Source organism: Modestobacter sp. KNN46-3 (assembly GCF_011039295.1).
In genome coordinates, this window is sequence record NZ_JAAKGN010000020.1 from 1 (window position 1) to 21,198 (window position 21,198).

The 21,198-nt window shown below is 73.5% G+C and carries 18 protein-coding genes; 13 read left to right on the forward strand and 5 right to left on the reverse strand.

The features are described 5' to 3' along the window. Positions 1-135: 135 nt before the first annotated feature. The 7 genes from G5C62_RS07000 to G5C62_RS07030 all read left to right on the forward strand — a co-directional run bounded on the left by G5C62_RS07000 (position 136) and on the right by G5C62_RS07030 (position 8,182). Positions 136-1,065, forward strand: coding sequence for an ABC transporter permease (locus tag G5C62_RS07000; protein WP_241175754.1), 930 nt, complete (start codon positions 136-138; stop codon positions 1,063-1,065). After that, positions 1,062-2,177 (forward strand): ABC transporter permease, encoded by a 1,116-nt coding sequence (locus tag G5C62_RS07005; protein ID WP_241175755.1) that lies wholly within the window; start codon positions 1,062-1,064, stop codon positions 2,175-2,177. Before G5C62_RS07000 ends, G5C62_RS07005 begins: the two co-directional genes overlap by 4 nt. After that, the gene (locus G5C62_RS07010; protein WP_164700450.1) at positions 2,174-2,950 is read left to right on the forward strand and encodes a class II aldolase/adducin family protein; all 777 of its coding nucleotides are present in this window, start codon (positions 2,174-2,176) and stop codon (positions 2,948-2,950) included. Before G5C62_RS07005 ends, G5C62_RS07010 begins: the two co-directional genes overlap by 4 nt. Further along, positions 2,947-3,642 (forward strand): HAD family hydrolase, encoded by a 696-nt coding sequence (locus tag G5C62_RS07015; RefSeq protein ID WP_164700451.1) that lies wholly within the window; start codon positions 2,947-2,949, stop codon positions 3,640-3,642. The genes G5C62_RS07010 and G5C62_RS07015 overlap by 4 nt, the downstream gene beginning before the upstream one ends. 2 nt (positions 3,643-3,644) lie before the next feature. Continuing rightward, positions 3,645-5,120, forward strand: coding sequence for an FGGY-family carbohydrate kinase (locus tag G5C62_RS07020; protein ID WP_206330509.1), 1,476 nt, complete (start codon positions 3,645-3,647; stop codon positions 5,118-5,120). A 55-nt stretch (positions 5,121-5,175) separates the two neighbouring features. Next, entirely contained in the window at positions 5,176-7,221 is a 2,046-nt protein-coding gene (gene rhaD, locus G5C62_RS07025; RefSeq protein WP_164700452.1) for a bifunctional rhamnulose-1-phosphate aldolase/short-chain dehydrogenase, read from the forward strand. 73 nt (positions 7,222-7,294) lie between these two features. After that, positions 7,295-8,182, forward strand: a complete 888-nt coding sequence (locus tag G5C62_RS07030) for a sugar phosphate isomerase/epimerase (protein ID WP_164700453.1) — start codon at positions 7,295-7,297, stop codon at positions 8,180-8,182. A gap of 75 nt (positions 8,183-8,257) precedes the next feature. Here G5C62_RS07030 and G5C62_RS07035 read toward each other — a convergent pair whose 3' ends face one another. The 4 genes from G5C62_RS07035 to G5C62_RS07050 all read right to left on the reverse strand — a co-directional run bounded on the left by G5C62_RS07035 (position 8,258) and on the right by G5C62_RS07050 (position 13,439). Next, entirely contained in the window at positions 8,258-9,763 is a 1,506-nt protein-coding gene (locus G5C62_RS07035; protein WP_164700454.1) for a rhamnulokinase family protein, read from the reverse strand. 14 nt (positions 9,764-9,777) lie between these two features. After that, on the reverse strand, positions 9,778-11,814 hold the full coding sequence (locus G5C62_RS07040) for a bifunctional aldolase/short-chain dehydrogenase (RefSeq protein ID WP_164700455.1): 2,037 nt from the start codon (positions 11,812-11,814) through the stop codon (positions 9,778-9,780). 96 nt (positions 11,815-11,910) lie between these two features. Beyond that, on the reverse strand, positions 11,911-13,083 hold the full coding sequence (rhaI, locus tag G5C62_RS07045) for an L-rhamnose isomerase (RefSeq protein ID WP_164700456.1): 1,173 nt from the start codon (positions 13,081-13,083) through the stop codon (positions 11,911-11,913). Continuing rightward, positions 13,080-13,439: an L-rhamnose mutarotase gene (locus G5C62_RS07050; RefSeq protein ID WP_036336061.1), complete on the reverse strand. Its 360-nt coding sequence runs from the start codon at positions 13,437-13,439 to the stop codon at positions 13,080-13,082. The genes rhaI and G5C62_RS07050 overlap by 4 nt, the downstream gene beginning before the upstream one ends. Positions 13,440-13,550: 111 nt before the next feature. Here G5C62_RS07050 and G5C62_RS07055 point away from each other — a divergent pair, with 111 nt between their 5' ends. From G5C62_RS07055 to G5C62_RS07070, 4 genes are read left to right on the forward strand one after another with little or no spacing between them, the layout of a single operon-like run. Beyond that, positions 13,551-14,573 carry a LacI family DNA-binding transcriptional regulator gene (locus G5C62_RS07055; protein ID WP_164700477.1) on the forward strand — a complete coding sequence of 341 codons (1,023 nt, stop codon included), beginning with the start codon at positions 13,551-13,553 and terminating at the stop codon, positions 14,571-14,573. 15 nt (positions 14,574-14,588) lie between these two features. Continuing rightward, positions 14,589-15,362 carry a (Fe-S)-binding protein gene (locus tag G5C62_RS07060; protein ID WP_164700457.1) on the forward strand — a complete coding sequence of 258 codons (774 nt, stop codon included), beginning with the start codon at positions 14,589-14,591 and terminating at the stop codon, positions 15,360-15,362. Then, on the forward strand, positions 15,359-16,840 hold the full coding sequence (locus tag G5C62_RS07065) for a LutB/LldF family L-lactate oxidation iron-sulfur protein (protein WP_164700458.1): 1,482 nt from the start codon (positions 15,359-15,361) through the stop codon (positions 16,838-16,840). Before G5C62_RS07060 ends, G5C62_RS07065 begins: the two co-directional genes overlap by 4 nt. A gap of 55 nt (positions 16,841-16,895) precedes the next feature. Further along, complete coding sequence (locus G5C62_RS07070) at positions 16,896-17,528, forward strand: LUD domain-containing protein (protein WP_164700459.1); 633 nt, start codon at positions 16,896-16,898, stop codon at positions 17,526-17,528. 5 nt (positions 17,529-17,533) lie between these two features. On the opposite strand, the gene G5C62_RS07075 is transcribed toward G5C62_RS07070, so the two are convergent. Next, complete coding sequence (locus tag G5C62_RS07075) at positions 17,534-19,123, reverse strand: LCP family protein (RefSeq protein ID WP_164700460.1); 1,590 nt, start codon at positions 19,121-19,123, stop codon at positions 17,534-17,536. Between the two features lie 244 nt (positions 19,124-19,367). On the opposite strand from G5C62_RS07075, the gene G5C62_RS07080 reads away from it, so the two are divergent. Both G5C62_RS07080 and G5C62_RS07085 read left to right on the forward strand, forming a co-directional pair. After that, the gene (locus G5C62_RS07080; RefSeq protein ID WP_036336051.1) at positions 19,368-20,330 is read left to right on the forward strand and encodes an acyl-ACP desaturase; all 963 of its coding nucleotides are present in this window, start codon (positions 19,368-19,370) and stop codon (positions 20,328-20,330) included. 31 nt (positions 20,331-20,361) lie between these two features. After that, complete coding sequence (locus tag G5C62_RS07085) at positions 20,362-21,198, forward strand: exodeoxyribonuclease III (protein WP_164700461.1); 837 nt, start codon at positions 20,362-20,364, stop codon at positions 21,196-21,198.

Sequence of the window (21,198 nt, forward strand, 5' to 3'; positions counted from 1 at the left end):
TTGAACGAGATCGGCTGGAAGCTGAACAGCCCCTGCTGCTTGCGGTTGGCCGGGAGCAGGGCGATGCCGAGGTCCTTGGCCTCTCGCGGTGAGCGCGGCCGCACCTCCTCCCCGTCCACGAGGACCGGGCAGGAGATGGTGCTCATCGTCGTCATCGCCCTGCTCTGGCTGGCCCTGAGCCTGGCGACCCCGGCGTTCTTCACGTCCGGCTCGATCGTCCCGCTGCTGGTCGGGATGACGCCGATCGCGCTCATCGGCATCGGCATGACGATCGTGATCATCACGGGCGGCATCGACGTGTCGGTGGGCAGCATCGTGATGGTCTGCTCGGTCATCGTCGCCCAGACGATGGTCGGGAGCGGGCTCCCGCTGCCGCTGGCGGTGCTGCTGGCCGTCGCCATCGGCGGCGTCCTCGGCCTGGTCAACGGCGTGCTGATCGCCTACGGGCGGGTGCACGCCATCATCATCACCTTCGGCACGCTGAACCTCTTCCGGTTCATCGGGCTGCAGGTCTTCGACTCCTCCACCGTCGAGGGCATCCCCCGCACGCTCAACTTCTTCGGGCGCGGCGAGGCCGGGCGCACCCTGGGCATCCCGCACAGCTTCGTGATCATGCTGGTGCTCGCCGCGCTTGTCTGGTGGTACCTGCGGCACACCGCCGGGGGGCGGCACTTCTACGCGATCGGGAACGACCAGCAGGCCGCGCGGCTGGCCGGGATCTCCGTGCGCACCCGGGTGCTGATGGCCTACGTCGTCACCGGGCTGCTCGCCGGGCTCGCCTCCTGCTTCGTGCTCGCCCAGGGCACCTCCAGCCTGGCGGCGAACGTCGGGTCCGGCCTGGAGCTCGCCGTCATCGCCGCCGTGGTGATCGGCGGGACGTCGATCATCGGCGGCCGCGGCTCGGTGCTCGGCACCGTGCTCGGCGCGCTGCTCGTGCAGACCGTCGCGACCGGGGTCACCCAGCTGGGCTGGCGCTCGCAGCTGTCCGACCTGTTCGTCGGCCTCTTCATCCTCATCGCCGTCGGCGCCGACCTCATCCGCCAGCGGACCCGGAGGGCCTCGTGAGCACCCAGACCACCCCCGGAACGGAGCCCAGCGCGGACTCCGGCAGCACCGTCGAACCGACCGCCGGCGGCACCGAGAGCCTCCCGGCCAAGGTGCTGCGGATCCTGCTCACCCAGCGGATCGCCCTGCTGGTCCTGCTGCTGGCCACGGTGCTGATCACCATGTCGCAGCTCAGCGCGAACAACTACCTGAGCGCGCCGTACAGCACCTCCTACCTGGCGGCCACGCTGATCAACGCCGTCCCGCTGGTGATGCTCGGGCTGGCCGAGCTGCTGGTGATCACCTCCGGCCGCGGCGGGATCGACCTCTCGGTCGGGGCGATCGTCTCGCTGACCGGCATGGTCTTCGGCTTCGCCTACGGCGAGTGGGGCTGGTCGCTGTCGACCGCGATCGTGCTCGCGGTGGTCTTCGGCGGCCTGTGCGGGGCGGTCAACGGCGCGCTGATCGCCTACCTGGGCTTCCCGGCGCTGATCACCACGCTGGCCACGTACTACGGCTTCAGCTCGCTGGCCCTGGTGGTCAACGACCAGCGGCCGATCAACAGCCAGCCGGTCCAGGACCTGTACTCGACCGCCTCGGCGGTCTCCCTGCCCTTCCTGCCCGAGGCGTTCCCCCGCATCCCGCTGGGCGTCTTCACGTTCCTCATCCCGACCGCCCTCGTGGTGTGGCTGGTCCTGGCCCGCACCACCTACGGCCGGCGGTTGTACGCGATCGGCACCAACGACGTCGCCGCCGAGTGGACCGGCATCAACGTCGCCCGTACCCGCTTCACCGCCTACGTGGCCGCCGGCGCCATCTCGGGTCTGGTCGCGGTGGTCACCGTCGCCCAGTTCGCCTCCGCCCGCCCCGACTCCGGGGTGTCCGGCAACGGCATGGCGCTGCCGGCCATCACCATCGCCGTCCTCGGCGGGGTGGCCATCACCGGCGGCATCGGCCGGGTCGCCGGGGTGGTGCTGGCCGCGCTGCTGATCGTCTGGCTCAACGCCGGGATCCTGCTGGCCGTCCCGGGCAACGCCGGCAGCCAGTTCCAGCTCTTCGCCCTCGGCGTCGTGCTGATCTTCGCCGCCCTGCTGAACGGCTTCTCGAACCGACGCTACGGAGGAACCTCATGACCGCCACCTGGGACCCGTCCCTGGTCAGCACCGAACTCGTCCAGCTCACCCGGGCCCTGGGGGAGCCGGGCCGGGACCTGGCCATCCTCGCCGAGGGCAACACCTCGCAGCTGCTGGACGACGGCCGGGTGGTCGTCAAGGCCTCGGGGTCGGGCATGCGGGACGTCGATGCGCAGGACTTCGTCGTCGTCGACGTCGACCCGCTGGTCGAGCTGATCCGGGACCCGCGGAGCACCCAGGCCGACCTCACCGCGGCGCTGGACGCCGGCGAGCACGAGGGCCGGCGCCGGCGGGCCTCCATCGAGACGCTGGTGCACGTCGCCGCCCAGGCATTCACCCCCACGCCGTTCGTCGGCCACACCCACCCGACTGCGGTGGTGGCCCTGCTGGCCAGCGTTCACGCGGCCACCGCCTACGACACCTACGTCTACTCCGACGAGGCCGTCGTGATCGGCCGGCCGCTGTTCGTGCCCTACGCCCAGCCCGGGGTCGAGCTCGGCCGGGTCTACCTGGAGGGCCTCACCCGGCACTGGGAGACCCACGGCGAGCTGCCGCAGCTGGTGCTGCTGGGCAACCACGGGATCGTGGTGAACGCCCCCAGCACCGCCGGCGTGGAGGGCGTCTCCCAGATGGCCGTCAAGGGCGCCCAGGTCCGTTCGGCGGCCTACGCCATGGGCGGGGTGGTGCCGCTGCCGGCCACGTCGGTGGAGACGTTCTTCGCCCGCGACGACATCGAGGAGCGGCGCCGGATCCTGGCCGGCGGCTCCCGATGACACTGCCGCAGGACCTGCGCGCGGTCTTCCTCGACGTCGGTGGACCGGTCTACGACGACGAGAACTTCGTCGCCGCCGTGCTGCAGGCGCTCGACGAGCTGCGCGCCGACCAGGGCCGTGGACCGGTGGAGCGCAGCGACTTCCGCGCCGTCTACGACCGGATCCGGGCCCAGCAGGGCGGCTCCCTGCGCCGGGCGCTGGCCGCCGAGCTGCTGGGCGACCCGCAGCTGCGCGACGCCCTGCACGAGCGCACCCGGGCGCACTGGCACCACCCCGCGGGCACGCTCTACCCCGACGTGCTGCCCTTCCTCGCCCAGCTGCGCGGCCGGGTGACCGTCGGCGTGCTGGCCAACCAGGAGCGGGCCGTCGTCGACGCGCTCACCCGGGACGGGGTGGCCGACTCCGTCGACGTCTGGGGCGTCTCGGCCATCGTCGGGCACGAGAAGCCCAGTCCCGAGCTGTTCACCTGGTGCCTGGCGCAGGCCGGGGCGCGCCCGAAGCAGGCCGTGCACATCGGCAACCGGCTGGACACCGACGTCCGGCCCGCCGCGGCGCTGGGCCTGGGCACCGTGTGGGTGCTGCGCGGCGAGGCCCCCGACGAGCCCACCCCGGCGCAACTGGCCGAACCGGACCTCGCCGTCCGCGGTCTGGACGGCCTGGCCGCCCGGCTGCTGGCGGGCACGGCGGTCTGATCGTGGGCACCGACCCGGTCGTCCTCGGCATCGACCTGGCCACCGCCGCGGTGCGGGTGGTCGCCGTGGACGCCGGCACCGGCCAGGTGCTGGCCACCGCCGACACCGCGCTGCCCGCGCCGGTCACCCCCCGGCCCGGCTGGGTGGAACAGCGTCCCGAGCACGCCGCCGCCGCGCTGCGGTCGACGGCCGACGTGGTGTCCGCGCTGGGCCCGAGGGCCGCCGCCGTGTGCGCACTGTCGGTCACCGGCACCTCCGGCACGGTGGTGGCCGCGGACGCCGCCGGACGGCCGGTCGGGCCGGCGCTGCTCTACTCCGACGACCGCGGCCTGGCGCTCACCGCGGCGCTGGCCGAGCGCACCGGCGCCCGCCTCGGCTCGGCCGGCACGGTCGGCCGGCTGCTGTGGCTCGCCGGCCAGCCGGACACAGCGCCCGCCCCGGGCCGGCACTACCTGCACAGCGCCGACGTCGTGGTCGCCGCGCTGACCGGGCAGCTGGTCAGCGACACCTCCCACGCCCTCAAGGCCGGGATCGACCCCGCCGCCGCCCGCTGGCCGGAGCTGCTCGCGGACGGCGGCGTCCCGGCCGGCACCCTGCCTCCCCTGGTGCACCCGGGCACGGTGGTCGGCACCGTGCTGCCCGACGTCGCCGCCGGGCTCGGGCTGCCCGCCGGGGTGGCCGTGGTCGCTGGCATGACCGACGGCTGCACCGCGCAGGTCGCCGCCGGTGCCGTGCGGCCGGGCCAGACGATGGGCGTGCTCGGCACCACCCTGGTGCTCAAGGGCGTCAGCGACCACCGGATCGACGCCGGCCCGGTCTACTCGCACCTGGCCCCCGGCGGCCGCTGGTGGCCCGGCGGCGCCTCCAACTCCGGCGCCGGCGTCCTGACCGCCACCGGTGACCTGCCCGGGCTCGACGCCGCGGCCCTGGCCGACGGTCCGTCGCCGCTGATCGCCTACCCACTGCCCCCGCCCCCGCGCACCGGCGAGCGCTTCCCCTTCGCCGACCCCGACGCCGTCGGCTTCCTGGTCGACCCCCGGCGGCCACCGGGTCCGCCTCCGTCACCGGTACAGCGCCACCGCGCGGAGCTGGACGGGGTGGCGTTCGTCGAGCGGCTGGGCCTGGACCGGCTCGCCGAGCTGGGGATCGCCTCGACCGACCACCGGGTGGCCGGCGGCGGCAGCCGCTCCCTCCCCTGGCTGCAGGTCCGCGCCAGCACCCTGGACCGCCCGGTGGCCCGGCCCCGCGACCCCAGCAGCGGCGTCGGCGCCGCGCTGCTGGCCGCGACCGGCTGGACGGCGACCACGCGAACCGAGGACCTCGGTGACCTGCTGGCCGAGGTCGTCGCCCGCGCCGTCCACCCCGACCTGGTCGTCGACCCCGACCCGGCCGAGGTGCCGCAGCTGGAGGAGGGCTACCAGCGGTTCCTGGCCGAGCTCCGCCGCCGCGCCCTCCTGCCCGCCGCCGGCGCGGCATGACCACCCCTGATCAGCACCAGCGGCAGCCCGGCTGCCAGAACGGAGACCCCGTCCCATGAGCGACACCGACCTGCCCCAGGGCGTCCGCGAGCTGCTCGAGCGGTCGCACCGCTACGGCAGCGACCCGACCGTGACCAACTACGGCGGCGGCAACACGTCGGTCAAGGTCACGGTCCCCAGCCCGGCCACCGGGAAGGACGTCGAGCTGGTCTACGTGAAGGGCTCCGGCGGCGACCTGGGCACCCTGCGCGCGGAAGGGCTCGCCGTCCTGCAGCGGGAGCCCTTCCTGGCCCTGGACGACGTCTACCGCGGCGTCGAGCACGAGGACGAGATGGTCGGCCTCTTCCCGCACGCCGCGTTCGGCACCGGCGGGGCGACCCCGTCGATCGACACCCCCATGCACGGCCTGGTCGACTGCCCGCACGTCGACCACCTGCACCCGGACTCGGTGACTGCCCTGGCCTGCGCCGCGGACGGGCCCGCCCTGGTCCAGGAGCTGTGGGGCGGCGCCGTGGCCTGGGTGCCGTGGAAGCGGCCCGGGTGGGAGCTCGGCCGGCAGGTGTCGCAGCTCGCCCAGGACCCGACCGTGATCGGCGCCGTGCTCGGCGGGCACGGGCTGACCAGCTGGGGTGCCACCTCGGCGGAGGCGCAGGAGCGGGCGCTGCGGATCATCGACGAGGCGGCCGAGTTCCTGGCCCGCCGGTCAGTACCCGAGCCGTTCGGCGCGGTGGTGGCCGACCGGGTCGCGCTGCCCGAGGCGCAGCGGCAGGCCCGAGCCGCCGAGCTGTTCCCGTCCCTTCGCCGGGTCGCCTCGGCCAGCAGCCGGCAGGTCGGGCACTTCACCGACTCCGACGTCGTCCTGGACTTCCTGTCCCGCGAGAAGCTCGCCGAGCTGGTGGCGCTGGGCACCTCCTGCCCCGACCACTTCCTGCGCACCAAGATCCGGCCGATGGTGCTCGACGTCCCGGTCGACGCGCCGCTGGCCGACGTCGACGCCCGGCTGGCCGAGCTGCTGGCGGAGTACCAGGCGGAGTACAGCGCCTACTACTCCCGGCACGCGACCCCCGGGTCCCCGGCGATGCGGGGCTCGGCCCCGGCGATCGTGCTGGTGCCCGGCGTCGGCATGTTCTCCTTCGGCGCCGACCACCAGACCGCCCGGGTCGCGGGGGAGTACTACGTCAACGCGATCAACGTGATGCGCGGCGCGGCGGGCGTCTCCTCCTACGCCCCGATCAGCGAGGCGGAGAAGTTCGCCGTCGAGTACTGGCAGCTGGAGGAGGACAAGCTCAAGCGCCGGCCGAAGCCGAAGGCACTGTCCGGCCGGGTCGCGCTGGTGACCGGCGGCGCCTCCGGGATCGGCCTGGCCACCGCCCGGCTGCTGCACGAGCACGGTGCCGACGTCGTCATCGCCGACCTGGACCTGGCCAAGAGCGAGGAGGTCGCCACCGAGCTCGGCGGCCCGGACCGGGCCGTCGCGGTGCGGATGGACGTCTCCGACCCCGCTGCGGTCGCCGCCGCGGTGCAGGAGGCGGTGCTGCGGCTGGGCGGCCTCGACATCGTGGTGAACAACGCCGGGTTCGTGAAGCCGGGCTCCCTCGAGGACACCACCCTCGGCGACTGGGACGCCCAGTTCGCGGTGATGACCCGGGGGAGCTTCGTGGTCACCCAGGCCGCGGCCCGGGTGCTCCGCGGCCAGGGGCTGGGCGGCGACGTGATCAACATCTGCTCGAAGAACGCGGTGTTCGCCGGGCCGAACAACCTGGCGTACTCCTCGGCCAAGGCCGCGCAGGCCCACATGGTGCGGCTGCTGGCCACCGAGCTGGGGGAGGACGGGATCCGGGTCAACGGGATCAACCCCGACGGCGTGGTCCGCGGCTCGGGCATCTTCGCCGGCGGCTGGGGCGCCTCCCGGGCGAAGACCTACGGCGTCGAGGAGGAGGACCTGGGCAAGTTCTACGCCCAGCGCACCGTGCTCAAGGAGGAGGTCCTCCCCGAGCACGTGGCCGGCGCCGTCCTCGCGCTCACCAACGGCACCCTCGCGGTGACCACCGGCCTGCTCATCCCGGTCGACTCCGGGGTGGCCGCCGCGTTCCTGCGCTGACCGTCAGGAGCGAGGACGACCTGACGCACCACCTGTCGCACGCCCCGGTCCCGGGGCACGAGGAAGGAGTCCCATGCCTGTCACCCACGGTGTCCACGCCCTGGTCTGGACCGGGGGCTGGTCCCCGGAGGAGGCCCGCCGGGCCGTCGCCGCCAGCGCCGAGGCCGGGTACGACCTGATCGAGATCGCCCCGATCGACCCGACCGGGTACGACGCCGACCTGACGGCGCGGCTGCTGCAGGAGCACGGCCTGCAGGTCAGCGCCTCCCTCGGGCTGGGCGCGGACACCGACGTGTCCAGCGAGGACCCCGACACGGTGGCCCGTGGCCGGGAGCGGCTGGCCACCGCCCTCGGAGTGCTGCGGGACAGCGGCGGGACGACGCTCTGCGGGGTGCTCTACTCGAAACTGGGCAAGTACGACGCGCCGGCGACCGAGCGCGGCCGGGCGAACTCCCAGGAGGCGATCGCCTGGCTGGCGGACAAGGCCGCCGCATCGGGGATCACCCTCGCGCTGGAGTTCTGCAACCGGTACGAGACGAACGTCCTCAACACCACGCAGCAGACGCTGGACTTCATCGCCGCGGTGGACCGGCCCAACGTCATGGCCCACCTCGACACGTACCACATGAACATCGAGGAGCACTCGTTCACCGAGGCGGTGCGGGCGGCCGCAGCGGCGGGGCGACTGGGCTACGTGCACGTCGGGGAGTCCCACCGCGGGGCCCTGGGCACCGGCTCGATCCCCTGGGCGGAGTTCTTCGGCGCCCTGGACGAGGTCGGCTACGACGGCATCGTGACGTTCGAGTCGTTCTCCTCGGAGGTCGTGCACCGCACGCTCTCCAACGACCTGGCGATCTGGCGCAACCTGTGGACGGACAACCACGCCCTGGCCCGCGACGCCCTGGCGTTCACCAAGGCCGGGCTGGCCAAGGCGGCGGCGCGGCGGGGCGCACCGGGCTGAGGCGCTGACCGCCAGGGAGCCCGATCGCCGGGCCGGGCTCCCTGGCGGGGCTGCTGACGGGACTCCTGGCCGCGCTCAGCGGGTGCGCCGGACCCGGTCCTCCGCGGCCTGCCACGCGGCCTCCTGGCACGGGGTGGGGTCGTGCCGGACGACCTGCTGGGTGGCCCGCAGCAGCGTCCGGAGCTCGGCGAGCCCCCCGCTGAGGGCGCCCCCGGCGCGGGCCTGGACCAGCACGTTGCCCAGCGCCGCCGCCTCGACCGGGCCTGCCAGCACCGGCAGCCCGCAGGCGTCGGCGGTGAGCTGGCAGAGCAGCGTGTTGCGAGCGCCGCCGCCGACCAGGTGGACGACGTCCACCGACCGCCCGGAGAGCTCGGCCGCCTGGCGCACCGTGCGCCGGTAGGCCAGCGCCAGGCTGTCCAGGATGCAGCGGACGGTGGCGGCCTGGCTCTGCGGCGGCGTCTGCCCGGTCTCCCGGCAGACCTCCGCGATCCGGGCCGGCATGTCACCGGGCGGCAGGAAGCGGTCGTCGTCGCAGTCGACGACCGCGCCGAAGGCCGGCTCCCGGGCCGCGGCGTGCAGCAGTTCGGTGAGGTCGGCCGGCAGGCCGGCCGACTGCCAGGTGCGCAACGACTCCTGCAGCAGCCACAGCCCCATCACGTTGCGCAGGTAACGGACCGTTCCGTCCACCCCGAGCTCGTTGGTGAACCCCGCTTCCCGGCTGGCCTCGGTGAGCACCGGGTCGGGCAGCTCCACACCGACCAGCGACCAGGTGCCGCAGGAGACGTAGGCGAAGCGCGCGGACTCCGCCGGCACCCCGACCACCGCGGAGGCGGTGTCGTGCGAGCCCACCGCCGTCACCGGCACCGGCCCGGTCAGCCCCGTCTCGGCGAGCACGTCAGCGGTGAGCTCGCCGAGCCGGTCCCCGGGTTGCCGCAACGGCGGGAACAGCTCGTGCGGGAGGCGGAGCCGGTCGACGAGGTCGGTCGACCACTGCCGGGTGGTGGCGTCCAGCAGCCCGGTGGTGGACGCGTTGGTGAGCTCGGCCCCGACGGCCCCGGTGAGCCAGTACGCCAGCAGGTCGGGGATCAGCAGCGCGTGCCCTGCCAGCCCGAACCCGGCCAGCTGCCGCATCGCCGCGAGCTGGAAGACCGTGTTGAACGGCAGGTGCTGCAGGCCGTTGACCCGGTAGAGCTCGGCCGGTGACACCAGTTCGTGCACCCCGGGGACGGCGGTGGCGTGCCGGGCGTCCCGGTAGTGCACCGGGTTGCCCAGCAGCGCGCCGTCGGCGTCGAGCAGCCCGACGTCGACCGCCCAGCTGTCGATGCCGACGCCGTCCAGCGGCCCGACGTCCCGGCCGGCGGCCCGCAGGCCGTCGAGCACCCCGGCGTAGAGCGCCAGCACGTCCCAGTGCAGCGTGCCGGCGACCCGGACCGGTCGGTTGGCGAACCGGTTGACCTCGTGCAGCTCCAACCGCCCGGGGCCGACCCGCGCCGTCATCACCCGGCCACTCGAGGCCCCGAGGTCGACAGCGGCCAGCGTCAGCTCCCGCCCCCCACCCCCCGCAGCGGCAGAAATGGCCATTTCTGTCGACTTCGTCAGCGGAGGAAGGCGGCGGCGACGCCGGAGTCGACCGGGACGTGCAGCCCTGTCGTCCGGGTGAGCTCGCCACCGGTCAGCGCGAAGACGGCGTCGGCGACGTGGTCGGGCAGCACCTCGCGCTTGAGCAGGGTGCGCTGGGCGTAGTACTTGCCCAGCTCCTCCTCCGGGACGCCGTAGACCGCGGCCCGCTTGGCGCCCCAGCCGCCGGCGAAGATCCCCGACCCGCGGACGACGCCGTCGGGGTTGATCCCGTTGACCCGGATCTGGTGCTCGCCGAGCTCGGCGGCCAGCAGCCGCACCTGGTGGGCCTGGTCGGCCTTGGTCGAGGAGTAGGCGATGTTGCTCGGCCCGGCGAAGACCGCGTTCTTGCTGGAGATGTAGACGACGTCGCCGCCCATGCCCTGCTCGATCATGATCCGGGCCGCCTCGCGGGAGACCAGGAACGAGCCCTTGGCCATCACGTCGTGCTGCAGGTCCCAGTCCTGCTCGGTGGTCTCCAGCAGCGGCTTGGAGATCGACAGCCCGGCGTTGTTGACCACCAGGTCGACCCCGCCGAAGGCGAGCACGGCCGCCCGGAACGCCGCGGCCACCGCCTCGGCGTCGCTGACGTCGGCCGCCACGCCCACCGCGACGTCGGCCGAGCCGATCTCTGCAGCGGCGTCGGCGGCCTTGGTCAGGTCGAGGTCGGCGACGACGACGCACGCGCCCTCGGCGGCCAGCCGCTGGGCGATCGCCTTGCCGATCCCGCTCGCCGCGCCGGTCACCAGCGCGACCCGGGTGGCCAGCGGCTTGGGCTTCGGCATCCGGGCGAGCTTGGCCTCCTCCAGCGCCCAGTACTCGATCCGGAACTTCTCGCTCTCGTCGATCGGCGCATAGGTGGAGACCGACTCGGCGCCGCGCATCACGTTGATCGCGTTGACGTAGAACTCACCGGCGACCCGGGCGGTCTGCTTGTTCGCCCCGAAGCTGAACATGCCGACGCCGGGCACCAGCACGATCGCCGGGTCCGCGCCGCGCATCGGCGGGGAGTCCGGGCTCGCGTGCCGCTCGTAGTAGGCCGCGTAGTCGGCGCGGTAGGCCTCGTGCAGCTCCTTGAGCCGGGTCCCGACGTCCTCGACCGGGGCGGACGCCGGCAGGTCGACCACCAGCGGGCGCACCTTGGTGCGCAGGAAGTGGTCGGGGCAGGAGGTGCCCAGCGCGGCCAGCCGCGGGTGCTCGGCCGACGCCAGGAAGTCCAGCACGACGTCGGAGTCGGTGAGGTGCCCGACCTGCGGCTTGTCGGTGCTCGCCAGGCCGCGGATCACCGGGAAGAGGGCAGCAGCCTTGGCCCGGCGCTCGGCCTCCGGCAGCGCCTCGTACCCGGGCAGCGGCGCACCGAAGGGCTGCGGCCGGCCGCGCTCGGCGAGGAACCGCTCCGCCGTCCGGATGATCTCCAGCGAGTTGGCCTCGCACTGCTCACTGGTGTCGGCCCAGGCGGTGATGCCGTGCCCGCCCAGGACGGCCCCGATGGCCTGCGGGTTCTTCTCCGCGATGTCGGCGATGTCCAGGCCGAGCTGGAAGCCGGGACGGCGCCACGGCACCCACGCGACGCGGTCGCCGAAGCACTCAGCCGTCAGCGCCTCGCCGTCGGCTGCGGTGGCCAGCGCGATGCCGGAGTCCGGGTGCAGGTGGTCGACGTGCGCGGCCCGGACCAGGCCGTGCATCGCGGTGTCGATGGACGGCGCGGCGCCGCCCCGGCCGTGCAGGCAGTAGTCGAACGCGGCGACCATCTCGTCCTCGCGGTCGACGCCCGGGTAGACGTCGACCAGCGAGCGCAGCCGGTCCAGCCGGAGGACGGCCAGGCCGCCCTCGGTCAGGGTGCCGAGGTCGCCGCCGGAGCCCTTCACCCAGAGCAGCTCGACGGGCTGCCCGGTCACCGGGTCGGTCTCGGTGCCGGCGGCGGAGGTGTTGCCGCCGGCGTAGTTGGTGTTGCGCGGGTCCTCGCCCAGCCGGTTGGAGCGGGCGAGCAGGTCACTGACCACGGGGTTCGTCATGAGGTGGGTCCTTTCGGCGCTGAGGGTCCTCGCGCGGCCCTGCTGCAGGGGCCCGCCGCGAGCGGAGCGAGTGGTGGGGGGCAGCAGGGGCCTTGCTCAGGCGCCCCAGGAGGCCTGCTGGCCGCCGACGCGCTCGGCGGCGGTCTTCTCGGCGTGGCCGGAGGCGGCGTAGGCCCGGTAGGGGTCGGCGGGCAGGCCCTTGGACTCGCGCAGCTCGGCGAGCAGCGGGCGGACGTCGGTGTTGTAGGCGTCCATCAGCGCGCCGTTGGCGCCGAGCACGTCACCGCTGCGCTGCGCGGCCCGCAGGGCCTCACGGTCGACCAGCAGCGCCTTGGCGGTGGCCTCCTGGACGTTCATCACCGAGCGGATCTGGCCGGGGATCTTCGGCTCGATGTTGTGGCACTGGTCGAGCATGAAGTTGACGCCGGAGTCCGGGCGCAGCGCGTCGGCCCGGACGATCTCGTTCATGATCCGGAACAGCTGGAACGGGTCGGCCGCGCCCACGATCAGGTCGTCGTCCCCGTAGAAGCGGGAGTTGAAGTCGAACGCACCGAGCCGGCCGACCCGCAGCAGCTGGGCGACGATGAACTCGATGTTGGTGTTCGGCGCGTGGTGGCCGGTGTCCAGCACGACCTTGGCCTGGTCGCCGAGGGCCAGGCAGTGCAGCAGCGAGGTGCCCCAGTCGGGGATGTCCATCGTGTAGAAGTACGGCTCGTAGAACTTGTACTCGAGGATCAGCCGGTGCTCGGGGTCCAGCTCGGCGTAGATCTGCTGCAGCGACTCCGCGAGCCGCTCCTGGCGGTCGGTGATGTCGTCCTGGCCCGGGTAGTTCGTACCGTCGGGCAGCCAGATCTTCAGGTCGGTGGAGCCGGTGGCCCGCATGACGTCGATGCACTGCACGTGGTGGGCCACGGCCTTGGCCCGCACGGCTGGGTCGGCGTGGGTGAGCGACCCGAGCTTGTACTCGTCGGCCTGGAACAGGTTCGAGTTGATCGCGCCGATGGAGACGCCCTCGTCGGTGGCGTGCTGGGCGAGCTTCCCGAAGTCGTCGACCAGGTCCCACGGGATGTGCAGCGAGACCCGCGGCGCGGCGCCGGTGTGCCGGTGCACCTGGGCGGCGTCGCTGATCTTCTCGAACGGGTCCCGCGGGACGCCGGGGGTGCTGAAGACCTTGAAGCGGGTGCCGGCGTTGCCGAACGCCCAGGAGGGCAGCTCGATCGTCTGCTCGGCGAGGGCGGCGAGGGTCTGGGCGCGCAAGTCGGTGGTCACGGGGTCTCTCCGTTCGTGGTGGTGTGCTCCCCGGCGGCCCGCAGCTGGGCGTCGAGGTCGAAGACGAGGTCGAGCGAGGACTTGCCGCGGCCGTCCCCGGTCTCGAAGAAGGGGGCCATCTCGGCCTCCCAGCGGGCGCTGACCTCCGCGGCGTCCACGGCGGCCTGGGCGGCGTCGAGGTCGTCGGTGACGACGGTGCCGACGAGCAGCCCGTCCTCGCGCAGGAAGAGCTGGTAGTCGCGCCAGCCGGCGTCCCGGAGCGCGCGGAGCATCTCCGGCCACACGGCGGCGTGCCGCTCGCGGTACTCCTCGAGCCGGTCGGGCCTGACCTGGAGGGTGAAGCAGACGCGGGGCACGGACCCTCCTCGCTGAAACGATTCACAAGGTGCTGTGGGCCACAGTAGGATGCTGCGTGCGAGCGGTCAACGGGCCGACCGGGAACCGAGGGGGCAGCGCTGACCGCCAGCATCAGGGACGTCGCCGTCCACGCCGGCGTCTCGGTCGGCACGGTCAGCAACGTCCTCAACCGGCCCGACACGGTCAGCCCCGGCACCCGGGAACGGGTGCTGGGCGCGATCACCGCGCTGGGCTTCGTGCGCAACGAGTCGGCCCGTCACCTCCGGGCCGGCCGCAGCCGCACCATCGGGCTGGTCGTGCTGGACATCGCCAACCCGTTCTTCACCGACGTCGCCCGCGGGGTCGAGGAGGTGGCCAACGCGCAAGGGCTGTCGGTGATCCTCTGCAACTCCGACGGCCGGCCGGCCAAGGAGGCCGCCCACCTGGAGGTGCTCACCGAGCAGCGGGTGCGGGGGGTCGTCCTCACCCCCACCGCGGAGCTCTCCCCGCAGATCGAGACGCTGCGGCAACGGGGCGTCCCGGTCGTGCTGCTCGACCGCCGCGCAGCCGGCCCCGACCAGTGCGCCGTGGCCGTCGACGACGTCCTCGGGGGCCGGCTGGCCGCCGACCACCTGCTCGAGCGCGGGCACCGCCGGATCGCCTTCATCGGCGGCCCCGAGGGGCTGCCCCAGCTGCAGGAGCGCTACCAGGGGGTCGTCGCCGCCGTCCGCGAGGGCACCGGGTCCGACGACGCGCTCGCCGTGATCACCCCCGGGACGCTCACCGTCGCCGGTGGCCGCGAGGCCGCGTCCCGCATCCTCGGCCTGCCGGCCGGGCTCCGCCCCACCGCCGCCGTCTGCGCGAACGACCTGCTGGCGATGGGGGTGCTCCAGGAGATGGTGCGCCACCAGGTCCGGGTGCCAGACGACTTCGCCATCGTCGGCTACGACGACATCGACTACGCCGCAGCCGCCGCCGTCCCGTTGACCTCGGTCCGCAAGCCCCGCCACGAACTCGGCCGCCGCGCGGCGGAGCTGCTGCTGGACGAGGCTGCAGCCGAGGGCCACCAGCACGACCAACCCGTCTTCGAGCCGATGCTCGTCGTCCGCGAGTCCAGCGCGGTCCGGCGACTCCGCCCGACCGTCGCGAGCTGAGAGGAGGAGCCGCCCGTGAAGGTCGCGCTCTTCGCCACCTGCCTGGTGGACACCCTGACCCCCTCGGTGGCCCGGGCCACCGCCACGCTGCTGCAACGGCTGGGACACGAGGTCGTGGTCCCGCCGGGGCAGTCCTGCTGCGGGCAGATGCACGTCAACACCGGGTACCGCCGGGAGGCGGTCCCGATCGTCGCCAACCACGTGCGGGCCTTCGCCGGCGCCGAGGCGATCGTGGCGCCCTCAGGGTCCTGCGTGGCCTCGATCCACCACCAGCAGGCCGCCGTCGCCCGCCGGGCCGGGGAGCACCGGCTGGCCGACGAGGCGGAGGAGCTGGCCGGGCGCACCTACGAGCTGTCCCAGTTCCTGGTCGACGTGTTGGGGGTGACCGACGTCGGCGCCTACTACCCGCACCGGGTCACCTACCACCCGACCTGCCACTCGCTGCGGCTGCTCAAGGTGGGCGACCGGCCCTACCAGCTGCTGCGGGCGGTGCGCGGGCTGGAGCTGGTCGAGCTGCCCGGTGCGGAGCAGTGCTGCGGCTTCGGCGGCACGTTCGCGGTGAAGAACGCCGACACCTCGACCGCGATGCTCACCGACAAGATGGCCAACGTCCTCGGCACCCGCGCCGAGGTCTGCACCGCTGGGGACGCCTCCTGCCTGATGCACATCGGCGGCGGCCTCTCCCGGCTCCGGGCCGGCACCCGCACGGTGCACCTGGCCGAGATCCTCGCCTCGACGGAGGAAGCCGTGACCCCCGACCAGCACACGAGCCCGGCGGTGTCCGCATGACTGCCACCGTCCCCCCGAAGGCGCCCACGTTCCTCGGCCTCCCGACCGCCCCCCGCGGCGTGGGCCACCTGCGCGGCGACCAGTCCTTCCCGGACGCCGCCCGGGGCGCGCTGCGCGACGGGCAGCTGCGGGCCAACCTCGGCCACGCCACCAGCACGATCCGCGGCAAGCGGGCCAAGGTGGTCGACGAGCTGCCCGACTGGGCGCAGCTGCGGGAGGCCGGGCGGGCGCTGAAGGCCGCCACGATGGCCCGGCTCGACGAGCACCTGGAGGAGCTGGAGCGCCAGGTCACCGCCCGCGGCGGCGTCGTCCACTGGGCCCGGGACGCGAACGAGGCCAACGAGATCGTCACCCGGCTGGTGCAGGCCACCGGCACCACCGAGGTGGTCAAGGTCAAGTCGATGGCCACCCAGGAGATCGGCCTGAACGAGGCGCTGGAGGCCGCCGGGCTCGACGTCTTCGAGACCGACCTGGCCGAGCTGATCGTGCAGTTGGGGGAGGACAAGCCGTCGCACATCCTGGTGCCGGCGATCCACAAGAACCGCGCCGAGATCCGGGAAATCTTCGCCCGCACCATCCCCGGCGTCGACCCCGCCCTCACCGACGACCCCCGCCAGCTGGCGATGGCCGCCCGCACCCACCTGCGCGAGCGGTTCCTGCGCGCCCGGGTGGCGGTGAGCGGCGCGAACTTCGCCGTCGCCGAGACCGGCACGCTCACCGTGGTGGAGAGCGAGGGCAACGGGCGGATGTGCCTGACCCTGCCGGAGACGCTGATCACCGTCATGGGCATCGAGAAGGTGGTGCCCACCTGGCGCGACCTCGAGGTCTTCCTGCAGCTGCTGCCGCGCTCCTCCACCGGCGAGCGGATGAACCCCTACACCTCGACCTGGGCCGGCGTGACCCCCGGCGACGGGCCGCAGGAGTTCCACTTGGTGCTGCTGGACAACGGCCGCACCGCGGTGCTCGCCGACGAGGTGGGCCGCGAGGCGCTGCACTGCATCCGCTGCTCGGCCTGCCTGAACGTCTGCCCCGTCTACGAGCGGGCGGGCGGGCACTCCTACGGCTCCGTCTACCCCGGGCCGATCGGCGCGGTGCTCTCCCCGATGCTGACCGGAGTGGAGGACAACGCCTCGCTGCCGTACGCCTCCTCGCTCTGCGGCGCCTGCTACGACGTCTGCCCGGTGGCGATCGACATCCCGTCGATCCTGGTGCACCTGCGCGCCGAGCACGTCGAGGCCCAGGAACGGCCGACGGCGGAGGCGGTGGCCTTCCGCGGTCTGGCGAAGGTCATGTCGCACCCCCGGCTGTGGCACCTGGCCCAGCGGGCGTCCCGGCTGGGCCGGCTGATCGCCCGCGGGAGGCCCACGCTGCCCAACGCGCTGCCCCCGCCGGTCTCCGGCTGGACCCGCAGCCGCGACCTGCCCACCCCGCCGAAGGAGACGTTCGTGGAGTCCTGGGTCCGGGAGCACGGGTCATGAGCGGGCGGGCTCCCACGTGCCGACGTTCCACGTGCAACACCGCCGGCGGACGACGGTGAGCGCCCGCGACGAGGTGCTGTCCCGGGTGCGCCAGGCACTGGGCGCGGACCGGACGACACCCGACGAGGTGGTCCGCGACTACCGGCAGACCGACGGCCGCCCGGCCGGCGACCCCGAGTTGCTGGAGCTGCTGGTCGACCGGGTGGAGGACTACCGGGCCACGGTGCTGCGCTGCTCCCCCGCCGAGGTGGGCGCCACCGTGCGGGCCGCCCTGGACCAAGGGCTGGGCGCCGGGTGGGCGGCCGGCGACGTCGTCGTCGCCCCCGGGCTGGCCGAGGACTGCCGGCCGGCCGGCTGCGACGTCGACGACGACCGTCCCGCGGTGCAGCTCGCCGACCGGGCCGCCTCGGTCACCGCGGTGGCCGTGGCGATCGCCGAGACCGGCACCCTGGTGCTCGACGGCTCACCGGCCTGCGGGCGGCGGGCGCTGTCGCTGCTGCCGGACTGCCTGGTCTGCGTGGTGACCGCCGACCAGGTGGTGGGCAGCGTGCCCGAGGGGCTGGCCCGGCTGGACCCGCTGCGCCCGCTCACGATGGTCAGCGGCCCCTCGGCCACCAGCGACATCGAGCTGCAGCGGGTCGAGGGCGTGCACGGCCCGCGCACCCTGCTGGTCGTGCTCGCCGGCTGACGGGGTCAGCCGCTGCGGGTCGGGGGCTCCCCCTCCGCGCGGGCGGCCCGCGCCTGCGCCGGGTCGTAGGCGCAGGCGTCGCCGACCTCGGCGGCCGGGTCCGGCTCCGCCGGCGCGGCACTGGTCGCGCCGGCCGACGGCGTGGGGGACGGCGCCGCCCCGTCCTCGGTCGCGTCCTCCTCGGCCGGGGTGCTCTCGGCCGGGGTGCTCGGGCCCGGCGAGGTGTCCGCGGACGGGGCGTCCGACGAGTTGCCCAGCGCCTGCTGCACCAGCGCCCGGATCCGGTCGTAGTCCGGGTAGGCCGGGTCGATCACCGTGTCGTCGAAGACGACGCTGCGGATCTCGGCGTCCTTCACCTTGAACGCCAGGTCCACGAGGTCGTCCAGCCGGGACTGCGGCACGTCGGTGGACACGATGTCCTGCGTGGTCGCGGCCAGCTGCTGGAACCGGCTGAGCAGGGTCATCGGGTCGGCGGCCTCGACGATCTCGCTGATCACGCACCGTTGGCGGTCCATCCGCTGGTAGTCGGTGAGGCCGAACCGGCCACGGGCGTAGTCGAGTGCGCGCTGGCCGTCCATGTGCTGGTCCGGGCCCGGCTCGATGTAGTCGTCGGGCAGGATCCCGAGCGTGGGCTCGCCACCGATCGGCACGTAGTAGTTCACGTTCACGTCGATGCCACCGAGCGCGTCGACCAGCCGGCTGAAGCCGTCCAGGTTGACCAGCACGTAGTAGTCGATCTGCAGGCCGAGCGCCTCGCCCACGCCGAGCTTCAGGAAGTCGGCGCCCGGGTCGTCGGTGGGGCCCAGGACGTCGGGGTACCAGGCCGGGCCGTTGCGGTAGACGGCGTTGAGCAGGCTCTCGCTCTCGCTCCCGGCGTAGAACCCGTCGGGGTACACCTCGGCCAGCGGGCTGTCCTCGGGGAACGGCAGTTCCTGCAGGTTGCGGGGCAGGCTGAACAGCGTGGTCTCGCCGGTGTCGGTCTGCACGTTCGCGACGATCACCGTGTCGGTGCGGACCCCGTCGCGGCCCTCGCCGCCGTCCCCGCCCAGCAGCAGGAAGTTGACCTCCTCCCGGTCGCCGAACGGGTCGGCCCCGTCGGGCGAGTCGGTGACGGTGGCGCTGTCCCGGTCGGCGAACACGCTGTCGAGCAGCTCGGCCTGGGCGTTGGCGATGCGGACCGCCCACACGGCGGGGACGACCACCGCCGCACAGAGGGCCAGCACGACGACCGCACCGACCACGTGCTGCCAGCCCCGGGTGCGGCGCGGCAGCAGCAGGGCGTAACCGATCAGGACGACGAGCAGCCACGCCACCGCGAGGGCGATGATGCCGCCGACCACCCACCGCAGGGCCGCGGAGTCGACGGCCACCTGGATCACGTCGCGCAGGCCCGTGGTGGCCAGGTAGGCCACGGCGCCGAGCAGCACCATGAACACGACGACGACCACCGCACCGAGGCGTCGCCGCCCGGTGGCCAGGAAGGCGGACCCGGGCACCAGCGCACCGACCACGGTGAGCAGCAGGGCCGGTCCGAAGCCGCGGACGGTGTGCCGGCCGCGCCGTCGGCCCTGCTGGGTCGCTGAGTCGTCGCTCACGCGGCAGCCCCACGCGTCCCGGATCCGGTCATCTGGCCATGATCGCACCGTTTCGGCCACCCATCACGGGGCTGCGGGACGGCCTCACCCCCCGGGAGAGCCAGGTCGTGAGGCCGGTCACACCCGGATGTCTGGTGTGGGCGTCCTCGGGTACGGAAGGGTCAGGTGTGATCGCGATCGGCTGCGCCGCCGTCACCGTCCCGCAGGTCACCCCAACGCAGGTACCAGACCGAGGAGGTCGATCGTGTCCCACACGTCCCGCGAGGCAGCACTGCTCACCGAGCTCGAGCCGGTGGTCGAGGAGAACCTGAACCGGCACATCGGACTGGCCCAGGAATGGCACCCGCACGACTACGTCCCGTGGTCGGAGGGTCGGGACTTCGCCTTCCTCGGCGGCGAGGACTGGTCGCCGGAGCAGTCCCGGCTGGACGAGACCGCCAAGGCGGCCATGTTCACCAACCTGCTCACCGAGGACAACCTCCCCAGCTACCACCGGGAGATCGCCACCCGCTTCGGCCGGGACGGCGCCTGGGGCACCTGGGTCGGCCGGTGGACGGCGGAGGAGAACCGGCACGGCATCGCACTGCGCGACTACCTCGTCGTCACCCGCGGCGTCGATCCCGTCGAGCTCGAGCGGGCCCGGATGGACTACATGACCTCCGGCTACGACTCCGGGGACAAGACCCCGCTCGAGGCGGTCGCCTACGTCTCCTTCCAGGAGCTGGCCACCCGGGTGAGCCACCGCAACACCGGCAAGGCCACCGGTGACCCGATCGCCGACAAGCTGCTCGCCCGGATCGCCAAGGACGAGAACCTGCACATGGTCTTCTACCGGAACATCGTCTCCGCGGCGTTCGAGATCGAGCCCGACAAGACCATGCGGGCGGTCGCCGACGAGGTCATGCGCTTCGAGATGCCCGGCGCCACCATGGCCGGCTTCCGGAAGAACTCCGTGCTCATCGCCAAGGCCGGCATCTACGACCTGCGGCTGCACCACGACGAGGTCATCCAGCCCGTGCTCCGTGCGTGGCAGGTGTTCGAGCGCACCAACCTGGGGCCGGAGGGCGAGCAGGCCCGCGAGGAGCTGGCCCAGTTCCTGGTCGGCCTGGACGCCCAGGCCACCAAGTTCGTGGAGAGCCGGGACCGGATGCGCACCCGCATGCAGGCCCGCCAGGACACCCAGCTCACCCCGCTCCCCCAAGCCTGAGGGAGACGGCGCTCGCCTAGGCTCGGCGTCCGTGCGCCTGGCCACCTGGAACGTCAACTCCATCCGCAGCCGAGTCGACCGGGTGGAGGCCTGGCTGCAGCGCAGTGACGTCGACGTCCTGGCGCTGCAGGAGACCAAGTGCAAGGACGAGCAGTTCCCTTCAGACCGGTTCCGGGCGCTGGGCTACGACGTCGCGCACGTCGGCCACTCGCAGTGGAACGGCGTCGCCCTGCTGTCCCGGGTCGGGCTCAGCGACGTCCAGGTCGGCTTCCCGGGGATGCCCTCGTGGTCGTCGAAGGAGGGCGTCGAGCCCGCCCAGGAGGCCCGGGCGCTCGGCGCCACGTGCGGCGGCGTGCGGGTGTGGAGCCTGTACGTGCCGAACGGCCGCACGCTCACCGACCCGCACCTGCAGTACAAGCTCGAGTGGCTGGAGGCGCTGCGGGTGCACGCCGGCGGGTGGCTCACCGAGGACGCGGAGGCGCAGGTCGCGCTGGTCGGCGACTGGAACATCGCCCCGCAGGACGACGACGTCTGGGACATCTCGGTGTTCAGCTCCTCCACGCACGTCTCCGAGCCCGAGCGGGCCGCCTTCCGGGGTGTGGTCGAGGCCGGGTTCACCGACGTCGTCCGGCCGTACACGCCCGGGCCCGGCGTCTACACGTACTGGGACTACACCCAGCTGCGCTTCCCCCGCCGCGAGGGCATGCGGATCGACTTCGTGCTCGGCTCGCCGGCGCTGGCCCAGCGGGTCACCGCCGCCCGGATCGACCGCGAGGAGCGCAAGGGCAAGGGCGCCAGCGACCACGCACCGGTCGTCGTCGACCTGGCCGACCAGCTGCTCTGCCGGGAGCCGGCTCTCGAGCCCTGA